Here is a 14,969-nt window from a genome sequence, read left to right on the forward strand (position 1 = left end):
GACAGGTCTCACTTGGCTGCGCCGGTAAAGGCCCGCTAGTTTACGCCGCCTGCGCCTATAACGAAAAAGCCCGGCGCGAGGCCGGGCTTGTCCGTTCGATGGATTGTTACAGCTTGATCTCGACGTAGGCTTCGTCGCGAATCTGCCGCAGCCAGGTCTGTAGCTCCTCGTCGTACTTGCGGTTGCGCAGTACGTTCAGCGCCTGCTGCTCGCGGAACTGCGCGCTGCTATCGGTGGCGCGGCGGCCGAGTACTTCCAGCACATGCCAGCCGTAGGGGCTCTTGAATGGCTTGGACAGCTCGCCGGCGGCGGTGTTGGCCATCACCTGGCGGAACTCCGGTACCAGCGCGTTCGGATCGATCCAGTTGAGGTCGCCGCCGTTGAGCGCCGAGCCCGGGTCTTCCGAGAAGTTCTTCGCCAGCTCGGCGAAGTCTTCGCCGGACTTCAGGCGCTCGTACAGGCGCTCGATCAGGCGCTTGGTCTCGGCTTCGCTGCGAATCTCGCTGGGCTTGATCAGGATATGGCGCACGTGCACTTCGTCGCGCACCTGGCTGTCGCCGCCACGCTTGTCCTGCAGCTTGAGGATGATGAAGCCGCCAGGGGTGCGCACAGGTTCGGTAACGTCACCCACGCTCATGCTGCCGAGCATGCTGTCGAACGGCGGCGGCAGTTGCGCGGCCTTGCGCCAGCCCATCTCGCCACCTTCCAGCGCGGTTTCGCTGGCCGAGCGCGCGATCGCCAACTGGGCGAAGTCGGCGCCCTGGCGCAGTTGCTGGTAGATCTCCTGGGCCTGGCGGTCGGCCGCCTGGATGGCGTCGGCGGACGAGCCTTCCGGTACCGGGATGAGGATGTTGGCCAGGCGGAACTCCTCGGAGAGCTGCATCTTGCCCATGTCGGAGGCGAGGAAGTTCTGCACTTCCTGGTCGGTGACCTGGATGCGCTCGGCGACGCGGCGCTGGCGCACGCGGCTGATGATCATTTCGCGGCGCACCTGGTCGCGGGCTTCGTCGAAGGACAGGCCGTCCTGCTTCAGCGCGGCGCGGAACTGCTCGAGGCTCATGCCGTTGCGCTGGGCAATGGTGCCGAGGGCCTGGTTGAGTTCTTCGTCGGTGATGCGAATGCCGGAGCGCTCGCCGATCTGCAGCTGGATGTTCTCGATGATCAGCCGTTCCAGGACCTGTTGGCTCAACACGTGCTCTGGGGGCAGCGCCGCGCCACGCTTGGCGATGGTTTGCTGGACCTCCTGCAGGCGCTGGTCCAGTTGGCTCTGCATGATCACGTCGTTATCGACGATGGCCACTACACGGTCCAGCGGACGCACCTCGGCCTGGGCCGCGGTGCCGAGAAGGAGTGCGCCCAACAGCAGCGGGCGCAGGCAGTTAGAAAGCTTGGTCTTCACGTTCACGATAACCTTGAATGCCTTGGTCGAGGAAAGAGTCCACCTTGTTGCCCACGATCCCACCGAGGCCTTTGAGCACGATCTGCAGGAAGATGCCACGATCGGCCTCTTCGTCGCGGTTCAGGTCGAATTCGTCGTACTCGACCCAGTAGCGATTGATCAGGCGCAGCTTCCAGCAGCAGCTGTCGTATTCGAAGCCGCCGAAGGCTTCAAGGGTGCGACTCTGGTTATAGTCGAACTGCCAGCGCGCGATGGCGCTCCACTGCGGCACGATCGGCCAGATCACCGAGAAGTCGTGCTGGTCGATCTTGTACTCCTCGCCGCCGAACTCGAACTCGCCAGTGCGCGGGTTGAAGCGCTTGGTGTCGTTGCGGTAGCGATAGCCGGCATTGATGATCTTGCCCGGCTCGGCTTCCGGCTGGTAATGGAACATCAGGCTGCCGGAGCTGGTTTCGCCGAGGTCGCGGTTCTGGATCAGGTCGCCGTTGACGCGCCAGTCGCGGTTGAAACGATACTGGCCAGTGAACACGTAAGGCGAGGTAGAAGCACTTTCTTCCACGTCGATGCCGGGCAACTGCACGCGGCGGTCGGCGAAATAGAAGATCTGGCCGGCGCCGAAGCGGGCCCGCTCGAAGCCGTTCGGCTCGACGAAGCGACTGGTGGCGCCCAGCGACAACTGGTTGGCATCGCCGATGCGGTCCTTGCCGGAGAAGCGGTTTTCACGCCACAGCGAGGCATAGCTGAAGGTGTTCTCGCCTGTATCGAAGACCGGCAGGTCCGACTGGTCGCGGTAGGGCACGTAGAGATAATGCGCGCGCGGTTCCAGAGTCTGGCGGAAGGCGTTGCCGAACAGCGTCGTGTCGCGGTCGAAGTACAGGCCGCTGTCCAGGCTGACCAGCGGCAGGCCGCGGTCCTGGCTGCTGTGGAAGCTCTGCCCGGCGGCCAGGGTATTCTTGCCGGTCTGGTCGAGATCCAGCTGATACTCGGTGTAAAGGTACTTCAGCGTCGGCTTGAAGAAGCCCCAGCTCCAGTTCAGCGGCAGGCTGATGCCCGGCTCCAGGTGCAGGCGCTCGCCGTCCGCGCGGGTCAGGCCGCGCAGGCGGCTGTCCGGACTGGGCGTGCCTTCGAAGACGTATTCGTCGAGGTCGCGCTCGAAGTTCACGTATTCGGTCTGGTAGGTGAAGTTCAGGCCCGCCGGCTGGAAGGGCAACTTGCCGTTGAGGGTCAGCTGCGGCAGTCGCTCGTAGGGGCTGACGTCGGTAACGGTGGCCAGTTCGTAGGCATGCAGGTTGAGCGCGGCGGTGTAGCTGTCGCCGCGGTAGGTCAGGGTGCCGCGCTGGTCGACGAAGGTCTGGTTGCTGACGTCCAGGTCGGTATCCAGGTCCTGGAAGTAGTAGGGGTCGCTGATGTCGGTGTAGTCAACATCGGCCAGCAGGCGCGAATTCAGACCGCCCTTGTGCTGCCAGCTATAGAGATAGCGCTGGTCCTCGTACTTCGGCTGGTCCTTGCGCTCGTCGTCGCTGTCGTCCAGGTAGGCGGCGCTGAACTGGCCCTCGCTGCTCTTGGTCAGGTAGCGGAACTCGCCTTCCAGCAGCAATCCGCGCTCGGTCATCAGATGCGGATAGAGAGTGGCATCGTAGTTCGGTGCCAGGTTGAAGTAGTACGGCGTGACCAGGGTGAAGCCGGTATCGGCACTGGTGCTGATGCTCGGGGCAAGGAAGCCGGATTGGCGGCGATCGTCGATCGGGAAGTAGATATAGGGTGTGTAGAACACCGGGATATCTTTCACCCGCAGGGTAACGTTGGTCGCGGTGCCGAAGCCGGTGGCCGGGTTCAGCTTGATGTTGTTGCCCTTCAGGTGCCAGGTGTTTTCGCCCGGTTCGCAACGGGTATAGGTACCGTCCTTGAGGCGGATGATCGCGGTCTCTTCGCGCTTGGCGTAGAGCGCGCTGCCGCGGGCGTGGGCACCGTGCATCACGTACTCGGCGTTCTCGACCTTGGCTTCGCCGTTGTCGAGTTGTAACTCGGCGCGGTCGCCGACGATGAGCACGCCCTGATCGCGCAACCTGACGTTGCCGACCAACTCGCCCTGATTCTCCGCCTGGCGCAGGTTGGCTTCGCTGGCTTCCACCTGCATGCTGCCCTGACGCAGTACCACGTCGCCGGCGAGGGTGGCCACCTGCTGTTCCTGCTCATAGCGCGAAGCCTTGGCGGAGACATACAAGGGCGCTTCGCTCATCGGCGTGTCGTCATACATGCCCGGACGGCTGGGCTCGACATAGGCTCCGGCGCAGTAGGGGCCAGCCTCTGCCAGTTGCGCGGCGGTGAGCTGGTCGCGCGGTACCCAGTCCAGATGGCTGAAGTCGGCGCTGCGCGAAGCCAGCGCCTTGCCCTTGCTTTCGGTCACCAGCTTGGGTGCGGCCGCCTGGCCGGCCGAAGCCTGCTCGGCGGCGGTGCCGGTGCCCGCGCTCACAGCGCTGGCACTGTGCACCGGGCGCGGCGGCAGCGCGGCGGAGGCGGACTTGGGCGCGCAGGCCCAGCTGCCGGTGGCGGATGGCTGGCAGTCGTACTGCTCGGCGGCTACCACATGGCTGGCCAGGGGCTGCATTGCCAGCAGGCTGCCGGTGATCAGCAGAGGGAACTTTCTACGAAACGCGGGGATTCTTACTGCCATCTTGTTTTAATCCGGGCTTCCTGCGCGCCATCGGCCGCTTGCGGCCGCACGCCTCTCGATGGGCTGAAAAAGATGCTGGATAATAAAGCATGACCCGCGCAACGGCTAGCGCCGTCGGAGAACCCTTGAAATGCCCGATGTAGATGTTCGCCTGCAACAACTCAACGATTGGCTTGCCCAGCAGTTGCCCACTTTGTTCGCCGCCGAGGGCTGGGGAGCGGTGCCATCCGCCAGCCTGACGCCGGCCAGCAGCGACGCCAGTTTCCGCCGCTACTTCCGCTGGCAGGGCGGTGAGCGCAGCCTGATCCTGATGGATGCGCCGCCACCGCAGGAGGATTGCCGTCCGTTCGTCAAGGTCGCCGGATTGCTGGCCCAGGCCGGGGTGCATGTGCCGCGTATCCTCGCCGCAGACCTCGAGCGCGGCTTCCTGTTGCTCGACGATCTGGGCCGGCAGACCTATTTGGAAGTGCTCGATGCGGACAATGCGGACGCGCTGTTCGACGATGCAATCCGGGCCCTGCTGGCCTTTCAGCAGTTGCCGTTGACCGATGGCTTGCCCGCCTATGACGACGCCTTGCTGCGTCGGGAGCTGCAGTTGTTCCCCGACTGGTACCTGCGCAGGCATCTGGGCATCGAGTTGCAGGGGGCGCAGTTGGCAGCCTGGCAGCGCATCTGCGACCAGTTGGTGGAAAGTGCCCTGGGCCAGCCGAAGGTGCTGGTGCATCGCGACTATATGCCGCGCAACCTGATGCCCAGTACCCCCAATCCCGGTGTGCTGGATTTCCAGGACGCCGTGTACGGTCCGGTCAGCTATGACGTCACCTCGTTGTTCAAGGATGCCTTCCTCAGTTGGCCCGAGGAACGTGCGCAGGGCTGGCTGACGCGTTACTGGCAGCAGGCGCGCGATGCCGGCATAGCGGTGCCGCACGATCTGCAGGAGTTCCTGCGGGCCAGCGACCTGATGGGGCTGCAGCGCCACCTCAAGGTGATCGGCATCTTCGCGCGGATCTGCCATCGCGACGGCAAGCCGAAGTATCTGAGCGATGTGCCGCGCTTCTTCGCTTATATCGACGCGGTACTGCGGCGGCGCCCGGAGCTGTCCGAGTTGCGCGACCTGCTGGCCGGCTTGCCGTCGTTCGAAGGCGTCCCGGCATGAAGGCGATGATTCTTGCCGCGGGCAAGGGTGAACGGCTTCGCCCCCTGACCCTGCACACGCCCAAGCCACTGGTCCGTGCCGCAGGCGTGCCGTTGATCGAATATCACGTGCGCGCCCTGGCGGCCGCCGGGTTCACCGAGCTGGTGGTCAATCACGCCTGGCTTGGCCAGCAGATCGAAGAGTATCTCGGCGATGGCTCGCGCTTCGGTGTGAAAATTCGCTACTCCGCCGAAGGCGAGCCACTGGAAACCGGCGGCGGCATCCTGCGCGCACTGCCGCTGCTGGGCGAGCAGCCGTTCCTGCTGGTCAATGGCGATATCTGGACGGACTATCCGTTTGCCAGCCTGCGCCGTCCACTCGAGGGGCTTGCCCACGTGGTGCTGGTGGATAACCCCGAGCACCACCCGCAGGGAGATTTCCGCCTGGCCGGGGGACGGGTGCGGGCTGCCTACGATGCCGACGATGCCGACGATGCCGACGATGCCGCGCCGAGCCTGACCTACAGCGGCATCGCCGTGCTGCACCCGCAGTTGTTCGACGGCTGCGTGCCCGGTGCCTTCAAGCTGGCTCCGCTGCTGCGCGCGGCCATGGCGCAGGGGCAGGTCAGTGGTGAACGCTTTGCCGGGCGTTGGGTGGACGTGGGGACTCATGAGCGGCTTGCCGACGTCGAGCGCCTGCTGGCGGAGGGTCGCTAGCGGTGTTCTGGCCGTTGACCGTGCTGGGTGCCCTGGCCGGAATGCTGCTGGCCCATATTCCCGGCGCGCTGCTCGGTGCCTTGCTGGGGCAGGTGCTGGACCGGCGGCTCGGGCTGCGCGGCTGGGCCAGCCTGCGCGCGCGCCTGTCCGGCGTGCAGCTGCCGACGGACGACGAGCTGCTGTTCATGCTGCTTGGGCGCTTGGCCAAGAGTGAGGGGCGGGTGCTGGAGGCGCATATCCAGCAGGCGCGGGCGGAAATGCGCGAGCTGCGTCTGGATGAAGCGGCGCAGCGCCGGGCCATCGATGCCTTTTCCCGTGGCAAGGAGGCTCAGGAGGGCTTGCGCGGCCTGTTGCGTCCGCAGCGACGGCGCAGCGACGGCGCGCAGGCGTTGATGCGCGCCTGCTGGCGTATGGCCTGGGCCGACGGCCGGGTATCGGAACCGGAGCGTCAGTTGATCATGCAATGGGGCGCCTGGCTGGGGCTGGAAGAGGCGACGGTGCGCGCTCTGGGCGAGGCGTGCGCGCCGCGCCGGGGGCCTCTGGCTCGCAGCGCCGGCGGTGACTACCAGGATGCGTTGCGGCTGCTCGGCGTGCGTGCCGACAGCGAGCCGGCGGTGATCAAACGCGCCTACCGGCGGCTGCTCAGCCAGCACCATCCCGACAAGCTGGCCGGTGCCGGCGCGAGCCCGGTGCGGGTGCGCGAAGCCACCGACAAGACCCGCGAGCTGCAGAACGCCTACCGGCTGATCCGCGAGCGCCGAGGCTTTCGCTGAGTCTGTGCCGGGCTAGGGCGCCTTGGCCTGGGGATGCAGCGTCAGCCAGCCGCGGATACGGCGAAATAGTTGCTCCTGTTCCGTCTCGCGGTTGCCCGGCAGGGCTTTCATCGCCACCTGCACGTAGGCAGGGTGCTGCTGGCGCTTGCTGGCATTGAGCCGCTTGCGCGCGGCGTCGCGGTCGGCCTGGCGGTCCTTGTAATAGAAGTCGCCGGTGGCCAGCTTGAGTGCGGGCACCAGCTCTTCCAGGGGAGGCGCATAGCCGGCCGGTTCGGCGGCCGCGACGATCAACAGGTTGTCGACATCGGCCGGCTTGTTTTCGCTCAGGTAGCGGGCGGCCCAGTAGGCACCGCTGCCGTGGCCGAGCAGCACGATGCTCTTGGCTTGCTGCTGGCGGGCGAACTCTACCGCCGCCTGGAGGCGGGCCAATACACGCTTGGCATGGGCCAGGCGCTGCTCCTCCGGGGTCGCCGCTGCCGCAGGCGGCGGTGTGTCTGGCGCTTCGGCCGAACCCGCGGCAGCATCGGCGGTATCGGTATCGGTATCGGTATCGGTATCGGTATCGGTATCGGTATCGCTGTCAGTTGTCGCGTCGGCGGCGGACTCCTCAGGCGCACTGTTCGTCTCGCTGGCGGCGTCGGTCTCGGGCGGCGCGGCGATGGCTCCCGGCGGCACCTGCGGGAGCGGCGGTTCCTGCGGGTCGGGCAGGTTCAGGCTCAGGGTCTGCCAGTTGGCATCCGGCAGCTTGTGCCGCAAGGGGCCGACGGCCTCGGGCCAGTCCGGGGTTTCGCCGTCTCCCGGCAGCAGGATCACCACGCCGTCGGCTTCGGCGCTGTTGGCGGGCAACCAGAGCGCCAGGAATGTCTCCTCGGCGGTTTTCAACTGCTGCTGTTCGCCGCTGGGTAGCTGCCGTTGCAAGGCTTGGGCATCGGCTTCGCTGCGCTCTTCCAGGGCCGGCCGTTCGGCTGGCTGCTCGACTTCGCCAGGTGCCGCGTCGGCGGCTGGCTCGGCCGTGTTGGCTTCTTCGGCATTGAGGTGCAGGCTGCAGAGCAGCAGGCAGAGTGGAACCAGACGGTAAGACCAGGACATCGTGCATTCTCCGGCGACGAACCGCCTCAGCTTAGTCATTTCCGCAAGGCTTTGTCAGGCGCGTGGAGCGCCGCCCTGGCCGTGGGGGCTGGTACAATGCGCGCCTTTCCTGCTTGCCCGAGGTCGCCATGCAGCCTTTCGCCATTGCTCCGTCGATTCTTTCCGCCGACTTCGCCCGCCTGGGCGAGGACGTAGATAAGGTGCTCGCCGCCGGTGCCGATATCGTGCACTTCGATGTGATGGACAACCATTACGTGCCCAACCTGACCATCGGTCCGATGGTCTGCCAGGCGCTGCGCAAGTACGGCATCAGCGCCCCGATCGACGTGCACCTGATGGTCAAGCCGGTGGATCGCATCATTGGCGACTTCATTGAGGCCGGCGCCAGCTATATCACCTTCCACCCGGAAGCGTCCGAGCATATCGACCGCTCCCTGCAGCTGATCCGCGAAGGCGGCTGCAAGGCGGGTCTGGTGTTCAATCCGGCCACGCCGCTGGATGCGCTCAAGTACGTGATGGACAAGGTCGACATGGTGCTGCTGATGAGCGTAAACCCCGGCTTCGGCGGGCAGAAATTCATCCCCGGCACCCTCGACAAGCTCAGGGAAGCCCGCGCGCTGATCGACGCCAGCGGCCGTGACATCCGCCTGGAAATCGACGGCGGCGTCAACGTGAAGAACATTCGCGAGATCGCCGCCGCTGGCGCGGATACCTTCGTTGCCGGCTCGGCCATCTTCAACGCCCCGGACTATGCCGAGGTGATCGCTGCGATGCGCGCCGAACTGGCCCTGGCTCGCCCGTGAGCGCCGTGCAGCCGCCGTTCGCCAGTCGCCTGCCGCGGCTGGTGATGTTCGACCTCGACGGCACCCTGCTGGACTCGGTTCCCGACCTGGCTGCCGCGGTGGACGCCATGTTGCTGCAATTGGGACGAGCGCCAGCCGGCATCGAGCGGGTGCGCGAATGGGTCGGTAACGGCGCCCGGGTGCTGGTGCGTCGCGCCCTGGCCGGCAGCCTGCATCACCAGGCGGTCGATGATGGCCTGGCCGAGCGCGCCCTGGCGTTGTTCATGGAAGCCTACGCCGGTGGCCATGCGCTGACCGTGGTCTATCCCGGCGTCACTCAGGCCCTGGATTGGTTGCACGAGCAGGGCGTACCGATGGCACTGATCACCAACAAGCCCGAGCGCTTCGTGGCGCCGCTGCTGACGGAGAAGGGTCTGGGCGAGTATTTCCGCTGGATAATCGGGGGCGATACCTTGCCCCAGCAGAAGCCCGATCCGGCCGCCTTGCTGCACGTGCTCAAGTTGGCCGGCGTTCCAGCGCAGGATGCCCTGTTCATCGGTGATTCGCGCAACGACGTGCAGGCCGCGAAGGCCGCTGGCGTGCCCTGCGTCGCCCTGAGCTATGGCTACAACCATGGCCGCCCCATCGAAGAGGAAGGTCCGCAATGGGTACTGGACGATCTACGCCAACTGCTGCCCGCGGTTGATTCGGTCCAGCGCCTGCGCTAGTGTGGCCGAGTCTTCACATCCCCCGCCGAAGAGATCCGATCGTGGTGGTTACCTGCAAACTCTGGATGAAGGTCATCAAGGCCCTGGCCCGTTGGCGCTGGCGCGCCTGACTTCCCCTGGCCGGCCCGCCGGCGCGTTTGCACATCGACCGTTTACCGCATGCCACGAGGCAGATCATGACCCGCGAAGAATTCCTGCGTTTAGCCGCTGCCGGCTATAACCGCATTCCCCTGGCGTTCGAAACCCTGGCGGATTTCGACACGCCGCTGTCCCTCTACCTGAAACTGGCCGATGCGCCCAACTCCTACCTGCTGGAATCCGTGCAGGGCGGCGAGAAATGGGGGCGCTACTCGATCATCGGCCTGCCCTGCCGCAGCGTGCTACGCGTGCAGGGGCATCGCGCCAGCCTCAGCGAGGACGGCGTCGAGGTGGAATGCCACGATTGCGAAGACCCGCTGGCGTTCGTCGAGACCTTCAAGGAACGCTACCAGGTGGCGCCGATTGCCGGCCTACCGCGTTTCAATGGCGGCCTCGTCGGTTACTTCGGCTATGACAGCGTGCGCTATGTCGAGAAGAAGCTCGCCAGTTGCCCGAACCCCGATCCGCTGGGCACTCCGGATATCCTGCTGATGGTGTCCGATGCGGTGGTGGTATTCGACAACCTCGCCGGTAAGCTGCACGCCATCGTATTGGTCGATCCGGCCGAGGAGGGCGCTTACGAGCAGGGCCTGGCGCGCCTGGCCGCTTTGAGGGAGAAGCTGCGTCAGCCGATAGCGCCGCGCCTGGGCGTCGATCCGTGCGTGTCGAACAGCGAGGAGCCGGCATTTCGTTCCAGCTTTACCCGTGACGACTACGAGCGTTCGGTGGAGCGCATCAAGGAGTACATCCTGGCTGGCGACTGCATGCAGGTGGTGATCTCCCAGCGCATGTCGATCCCGTTCCAGGCCGCGCCCATCGATCTCTATCGGGCGCTGCGCTGCTTCAACCCGACGCCCTACATGTATTTCTTCAACTTCGGCGACTTCCATGTGGTCGGCAGCTCGCCGGAAGTGCTGGTGCGCGTCGAGGACGGCCTGGTCACCGTGCGGCCGATCGCCGGCACCCGCCCGCGCGGAGCGAGTGAAGAGGCCGACCGCGCGCTGGAAGCGGAGCTGCTGTCCGACGCCAAGGAGTTGGCCGAGCACCTGATGCTGATCGACCTCGGCCGCAACGATGTCGGTCGGGTCAGCCAGACCGGCTCGGTGCAGCTCACCGAGAAGATGGTCATCGAGCGCTATTCCAACGTGATGCACATCGTGTCCAACGTTACCGGCCAGCTCAAGGACGGCATGAGCGCGATGGACGCGCTGCGCGCCATCCTGCCGGCCGGCACCCTGTCCGGCGCGCCGAAGATCCGCGCCATGGAAATCATCGACGAGCTGGAGCCGGTCAAGCGTGGCGTCTACGGCGGGGCCGTCGGTTACCTCGCATGGAACGGCAACATGGACACCGCCATCGCCATCCGCACCGCGGTGATCAAGGACGGCGAGCTGCACGTGCAGGCCGGCGCCGGCATCGTCGCCGACTCGGTGCCGGCGCTGGAATGGGAAGAAACGCTGAACAAGCGCCGCGCCATGTTCCGTGCGGTCTCCCTCGCCGAACAGACCCAGAAGTAAAGGAGTGCCGCCATGCTGCTGATGATCGATAACTACGACTCCTTTACCTACAACGTGGTGCAGTACCTGGGCGAACTGGGTGCCGACGTGAAGGTGATTCGCAACGATGAGCTGAGCGTCGAGCAGATCGAGGCGCTGCAGCCCGAGCGCATCGTGATCTCGCCGGGGCCCTGCACACCCAATGAAGCCGGGGTTTCCCTGGCGGTGATCGAACGCTTCGCCGGCAAGTTGCCGATCCTCGGGGTTTGCCTTGGCCACCAGAGCATCGGCCAGGCCTTCGGCGGCGAGGTGGTGCGCGCCCGCCAGGTGATGCACGGCAAGACCAGCCCGGTGTTCCACGAAAACCGTGGTGTGTTCGCCGGGCTGAACAACCCGCTGACGGTGACCCGCTATCATTCCCTGGTGGTCAGGCGCGAAAGCCTGCCGGAATGCCTGGAGATCACCGCCTGGACCGGTCATGCCGACGGTTCGGTGGACGAAATCATGGGCCTGCGCCACAAGACCTTGAACGTCGAGGGTGTGCAGTTCCATCCGGAGTCGATCCTCACCGAGCAGGGCCACGAACTCTTCGCCAATTTCCTCAAGCAGACCGGAGGCGTGCGCTGATGGATATCAAGGAAGCCCTCAATCGGGTGGTCAATCAGCTCGACCTGAGCACCGGGGAAATGCAGGACGTGATGCGCCTGATCATGACCGGGCAGTGTACCGACGCGCAGATCGGTGCCTTCCTCATGGGTATGCGCATGAAGAGCGAGACCATCGACGAGATCGTCGGCGCCGCCCAGGTCATGCGCGAGCTGGCCTCGCCGGTGAAGATCGACGCCGAGCGACTGGTGGATACCTGCGGCACCGGTGGCGATGGCATGAACATCTTCAACGTCTCCACCGCGGCGGCCTTCGTCGTCGCCGCGGCGGGCGGGCGGGTGGCCAAGCACGGCAATCGCGCGGTCTCCGGCAAGAGCGGCAGTGCCGACCTGCTGGAGTCGGCCGGGGTCTACCTGAATCTCACGCCGGAGCAGGTGGCGCGCTGCGTCGAGGGCGTCGGGGTCGGCTTCATGTTCGCCCCCGCCCACCATGGCGCGATGAAGCACGCCATCGGTCCGCGGCGGGAGATGGGGCTGCGCACGCTGTTCAACATGCTCGGCCCGATGACCAACCCGGCGGCGGTCCGGCACCAGGTGGTCGGTGTGTTCAGCCAGGCCTTGTGCCGCCCCATGGCCGAAGTGCTATCGCGCCTGGGCAGCGAGCATGTGCTGGTGGTACATGCCCAGGATGGCCTGGACGAGATCAGTCTGGCCGCGCCGACCCACATCGCCGAGCTGAAGGATGGCGCGGTCACAGAGTATGTCGTGCAGCCCGAGGACTTCGGCATCAAGAGCCAGAGCCTGATCGGCCTCACCGTCGAGACGCCGCAGGCCTCGCTGGAGCTGATCCGCGACGCGCTCGGTCGGCGCAAGACCGAGAGCGCGCAGAAGGCCGCCGAGATGATCGCCCTCAACGCGGGGGCGGCGCTATATGCCGCCGACCATGCGGTGAGCCTGCACGAAGGCGTGCAACTGGCCCACGATGCCTTGCATACCGGCCTGGCCAGGGAGAAGCTGGAGGAGTTGGTGTCGTTTACCGCGGTGTTCCGCCAGGAGAATGAAGCGTGAGTCTGCCCACCGTTCTGGAAAAGATCCTCGTGCGCAAGGCCGAGGAAGTCGCCGAGCGGCGCGCGCGGGTGCCCTTGGTGGATCTCGAACAAGCCGCCCGGGCAGCCGACGCGCCGCGCGGCTTCGCCCGCGCGCTGCTGGAGCGGGCGGCGCGCAAGGAGCCGGCGGTGATCGCCGAGATCAAGAAGGCGTCGCCAAGCAAGGGCGTACTGCGCGAGCATTTCGTGCCGGCGGAGATTGCCAGGAGCTATCAGGTCGGCGGCGCTGCCTGCCTGTCGGTGCTGACCGACGTGGACTTCTTTCAGGGCGCCGACGCCTATTTGCAGGAGGCCCGTGCCGCCTGCTCGCTGCCGGTGATCCGCAAGGATTTCCTGATCGACCCCTACCAGGTGGTCGAGGCCCGTGCCCTGGGTGCCGATTGCGTGCTGCTGATCGTCGCCGCGCTGGACGACGTGCGCATGGCCGAACTGGCCGCCACGGCGAAGGCTGTCGGTCTCGATGTACTGGTCGAGGTGCACGATGGTGACGAGCTGGAGCGGGCGCTGAAGACGCTGGATACCCCGCTGCTGGGCATCAACAACCGTAACCTGCACACCTTCGAAGTCAGCCTGGAAAACACCCTCGATCTATTGCCGCGTATTCCACGCGATCGCCTGGTGATCACCGAGAGCGGCATTCTCAATCGCGCCGACGTCGAGTTGATGGAAATCAGCGATGTCTATGCCTTTCTGGTGGGCGAGGCATTCATGCGCGCGGAAAACCCCGGCGCCGAGTTGCAGCGGCTGTTCTTCCCGGAAAAGGCGCGCGCCGCCAGCAAGCCGGCTGCCGACCCGGAATAGCGTCGCCGAAACGAAAAAGGCCGGATACCGGCCTTTTTCATGGGCGGGCGGCGGGTCAGCGGGTGCCGTATACCACCATGGTCTTGCCCTTGACGTGCACCAGGCCCTGATCCTCCAGGCTCTTCAGCACGCGCCCGACCATTTCCCGCGAGCAGCCGACGATGCGGCCGATTTCCTGGCGGGTGATCTTGATCTGCATACCGTCCGGATGGGTCATGGCGTCCGGCTGCTTGCACAGGTCCAGCAGGGTGCGGGCCACGCGGCCGGTGACGTCGAGGAAGGCCAGGTCGCCGACCTTGCGCGTGGTATTGCGCAGGCGTTCGGCCATCTGGCTGCCCAGGGCATAGAGGATGTCCGGGTCCTGCTGGGTCAGCTCGCGGAACTTGGAGTAGCTGAGTTCCGCCACTTCGCATTCGGTCTTCGCCCGTACCCAGGCGCTGCGCTCCTTTTCCGAGCCTTCCGCTTCGAACAGACCCAGCTCGCCGAAGAAGTCGCCGGCGTTGAGGTAGGCAATGATCATCTCGCGGCCGTCGTCATCCTCGATGAGAATGGTGACCGAGCCCTTGATGATGAAGAACAGGGTTTCGCAGCGATCGCCCGCGTAGATGATGGTGCTTTTGGCCGTGTAGCGGCGGCGGTGACAGTGCGCGAGAAGTTTGTCGAGATTCTTGATTTTTGGTGTGAGGGTTATAGCAACCATGCCCGAGTCCCGAAAAGAAAAAAGTAGGTAAGCCGTTATCCAACAGGCATTTCTTAGAGTTATCCGGTTAAGTGTGCCAGTTATCCGACGTCAGCTTAACAGACCCTCCAAGTCCTCGGCCTATTTTGCGACATAGGTAACATCGGTTGTCGGGAACCGGAGACCGTATGTCGCAAACGGGCCAGTCCCTGTGGCTATGTTAAGCTCGGCGCTTTTTCCGGCGGAGTCACTACGAATGAAAGCACGCATCCAGTGGGCCGGCGAGGCCCTGTTTCTCGGCGAGTCCGGCAGCGGCCACGCGGTGGTGATGGATGGCCCGCCGGAGCACGGCGGCCGCAACCTCGGCGTGCGGCCGATGGAAATGGTGTTGCTGGGCCTGGGCGGCTGCTCCAACTTCGACGTGGTGAGCATTCTGAAGAAGGCCCGCCAGCCGGTGGAAAGCTGCGAAGTGTTTCTGGAGGCCGAGCGGGCCGAGGAGGAGCCGAAGGTCTTCACCAGGATTCACCTGCGCTTCCTGGTCAAGGGCCGTGGCCTCAAGCAAGCCCAGGTCAAGCGCGCGGTGGAGCTGTCGGCGGAGAAATACTGCTCGGCCTCGATCATGCTGGGCCGCGCCGGGGTCGCCATCAGCCACGCCTACGAAATCGTCGAGCTCGGCTGAGTCGTTTCCGGCTATCACAAAACCGACGCGGGCTCTGGCATCGCCGGGCGCGCGTCTGCATAATGCGCCCCCAATTTCCAGGGGCTGCGCCCCAAAATCGACAACCACAATCGCCAACGCGAAGAGGTGTTAACCGTCCTACGCAGATGTGCCGTTTCGCATCTGACGG

General features: G+C 65.3%; 14 protein-coding genes. 10 read left to right on the forward strand and 4 right to left on the reverse strand.

Features of this window, described 5'->3' with window-relative positions; all coding sequences use genetic code 11:
* Window positions 1–106: 106 nt before the first annotated feature.
* Both surA and ACWKV7_RS15905 read right to left on the reverse strand, forming a co-directional pair.
* Window positions 107–1,399, reverse strand: a complete 1,293-nt coding sequence (surA, locus tag ACWKV7_RS15900; RefSeq protein ID WP_483858659.1) for a peptidylprolyl isomerase SurA — start codon at window positions 1,397–1,399, stop codon at window positions 107–109.
* The gene (locus ACWKV7_RS15905; RefSeq protein ID WP_483858660.1) at window positions 1,380–4,073 is read right to left on the reverse strand and encodes an LPS-assembly protein LptD; all 2,694 of its coding nucleotides are present in this window, start codon (window positions 4,071–4,073) and stop codon (window positions 1,380–1,382) included. Before ACWKV7_RS15905 ends, surA begins: the two co-directional genes overlap by 20 nt.
* A gap of 130 nt (window positions 4,074–4,203) precedes the next feature.
* On the opposite strand from ACWKV7_RS15905, the gene ACWKV7_RS15910 reads away from it, so the two are divergent.
* From ACWKV7_RS15910 to ACWKV7_RS15920, 3 genes are read left to right on the forward strand one after another with little or no spacing between them, the layout of a single operon-like run.
* Complete coding sequence (locus ACWKV7_RS15910; protein WP_483858661.1) at window positions 4,204–5,229, forward strand: aminoglycoside phosphotransferase family protein; 1,026 nt, start codon at window positions 4,204–4,206, stop codon at window positions 5,227–5,229.
* On the forward strand, window positions 5,226–5,924 hold the full coding sequence (gene murU, locus ACWKV7_RS15915) for an N-acetylmuramate alpha-1-phosphate uridylyltransferase MurU (RefSeq protein WP_483858662.1): 699 nt from the start codon (window positions 5,226–5,228) through the stop codon (window positions 5,922–5,924). The genes ACWKV7_RS15910 and murU overlap by 4 nt, the downstream gene beginning before the upstream one ends.
* Before the next feature lie 2 nt (window positions 5,925–5,926).
* Window positions 5,927–6,697: a TerB family tellurite resistance protein gene (locus tag ACWKV7_RS15920; protein ID WP_483858663.1), complete on the forward strand. Its 771-nt coding sequence runs from the start codon at window positions 5,927–5,929 to the stop codon at window positions 6,695–6,697.
* Between the two features lie 12 nt (window positions 6,698–6,709).
* Here the strand turns inward: ACWKV7_RS15920 and ACWKV7_RS15925 are convergent, their stop codons facing one another.
* Window positions 6,710–7,786 (reverse strand): alpha/beta hydrolase family protein, encoded by a 1,077-nt coding sequence (locus tag ACWKV7_RS15925; protein ID WP_483858664.1) that lies wholly within the window; start codon window positions 7,784–7,786, stop codon window positions 6,710–6,712.
* Between the two features lie 128 nt (window positions 7,787–7,914).
* Between ACWKV7_RS15925 and rpe the strand changes: the two genes are divergently transcribed.
* The 6 genes from rpe (at window position 7,915) to trpC (ending at window position 13,442) form a co-directional block, all read left to right on the forward strand.
* Entirely contained in the window at window positions 7,915–8,589 is a 675-nt protein-coding gene (rpe, locus tag ACWKV7_RS15930; protein ID WP_483858665.1) for a ribulose-phosphate 3-epimerase, read from the forward strand.
* A 44-nt stretch (window positions 8,590–8,633) separates the two neighbouring features.
* Entirely contained in the window at window positions 8,634–9,296 is a 663-nt protein-coding gene (locus ACWKV7_RS15935) for a phosphoglycolate phosphatase (RefSeq protein WP_483858693.1), read from the forward strand.
* 176 nt (window positions 9,297–9,472) lie between these two features.
* A complete protein-coding gene (trpE, locus tag ACWKV7_RS15940) occupies window positions 9,473–10,951 on the forward strand; it encodes an anthranilate synthase component I (RefSeq protein ID WP_483858666.1) in 1,479 nt (492 codons plus the stop codon).
* A gap of 12 nt (window positions 10,952–10,963) precedes the next feature.
* Window positions 10,964–11,557 carry an aminodeoxychorismate/anthranilate synthase component II gene (locus ACWKV7_RS15945; protein ID WP_483858667.1) on the forward strand — a complete coding sequence of 198 codons (594 nt, stop codon included), beginning with the start codon at window positions 10,964–10,966 and terminating at the stop codon, window positions 11,555–11,557.
* On the forward strand, window positions 11,557–12,603 hold the full coding sequence (trpD, locus tag ACWKV7_RS15950) for an anthranilate phosphoribosyltransferase (protein ID WP_483858668.1): 1,047 nt from the start codon (window positions 11,557–11,559) through the stop codon (window positions 12,601–12,603). Before ACWKV7_RS15945 ends, trpD begins: the two co-directional genes overlap by 1 nt.
* A complete protein-coding gene (trpC, locus tag ACWKV7_RS15955) occupies window positions 12,600–13,442 on the forward strand; it encodes an indole-3-glycerol phosphate synthase TrpC (RefSeq protein WP_483858669.1) in 843 nt (280 codons plus the stop codon). The genes trpD and trpC overlap by 4 nt, the downstream gene beginning before the upstream one ends.
* 55 nt (window positions 13,443–13,497) lie before the next feature.
* Here trpC and crp read toward each other — a convergent pair whose 3' ends face one another.
* Window positions 13,498–14,142, reverse strand: coding sequence for a cAMP-activated global transcriptional regulator CRP (gene crp, locus ACWKV7_RS15960; protein ID WP_483858670.1), 645 nt, complete (start codon window positions 14,140–14,142; stop codon window positions 13,498–13,500).
* A 235-nt stretch (window positions 14,143–14,377) separates the two neighbouring features.
* On the opposite strand from crp, the gene ACWKV7_RS15965 reads away from it, so the two are divergent.
* Window positions 14,378–14,800: an OsmC family protein gene (locus ACWKV7_RS15965; protein WP_483858671.1), complete on the forward strand. Its 423-nt coding sequence runs from the start codon at window positions 14,378–14,380 to the stop codon at window positions 14,798–14,800.
* Window positions 14,801–14,969: the final 169 nt, after the last annotated feature.

Source organism: Zestomonas ipomoeae (genome assembly GCF_057128665.1).

Excerpts from the sequence above, each read along its gene's own strand:
- ACWKV7_RS15935 (WP_483858693.1), top strand. The coding sequence starts at position 8,634 with ATGTTCGACCTCGACGGCACCCTGCTGGACTCGGTTCCCGACCTGGCT.
- ACWKV7_RS15945 (WP_483858667.1), top strand. The coding sequence starts at position 10,964 with ATGCTGCTGATGATCGATAACTACGACTCCTTTACCTACAACGTGGTG.
- ACWKV7_RS15910 (WP_483858661.1), top strand. The coding sequence starts at position 4,204 with ATGCCCGATGTAGATGTTCGCCTGCAACAACTCAACGATTGGCTTGCC.
- murU (WP_483858662.1), top strand. The coding sequence starts at position 5,226 with ATGAAGGCGATGATTCTTGCCGCGGGCAAGGGTGAACGGCTTCGCCCC.
- rpe (WP_483858665.1), top strand. The coding sequence starts at position 7,915 with ATGCAGCCTTTCGCCATTGCTCCGTCGATTCTTTCCGCCGACTTCGCC.
- ACWKV7_RS15905 (WP_483858660.1), bottom strand. The coding sequence starts at position 4,073 with ATGGCAGTAAGAATCCCCGCGTTTCGTAGAAAGTTCCCTCTGCTGATC.
- trpD (WP_483858668.1), top strand. The coding sequence starts at position 11,557 with ATGGATATCAAGGAAGCCCTCAATCGGGTGGTCAATCAGCTCGACCTG.
- crp (WP_483858670.1), bottom strand. The coding sequence starts at position 14,142 with ATGGTTGCTATAACCCTCACACCAAAAATCAAGAATCTCGACAAACTT.
- ACWKV7_RS15965 (WP_483858671.1), top strand. The coding sequence starts at position 14,378 with ATGAAAGCACGCATCCAGTGGGCCGGCGAGGCCCTGTTTCTCGGCGAG.
- trpE (WP_483858666.1), top strand. The coding sequence starts at position 9,473 with ATGACCCGCGAAGAATTCCTGCGTTTAGCCGCTGCCGGCTATAACCGC.
- ACWKV7_RS15925 (WP_483858664.1), bottom strand. The coding sequence starts at position 7,786 with ATGTCCTGGTCTTACCGTCTGGTTCCACTCTGCCTGCTGCTCTGCAGC.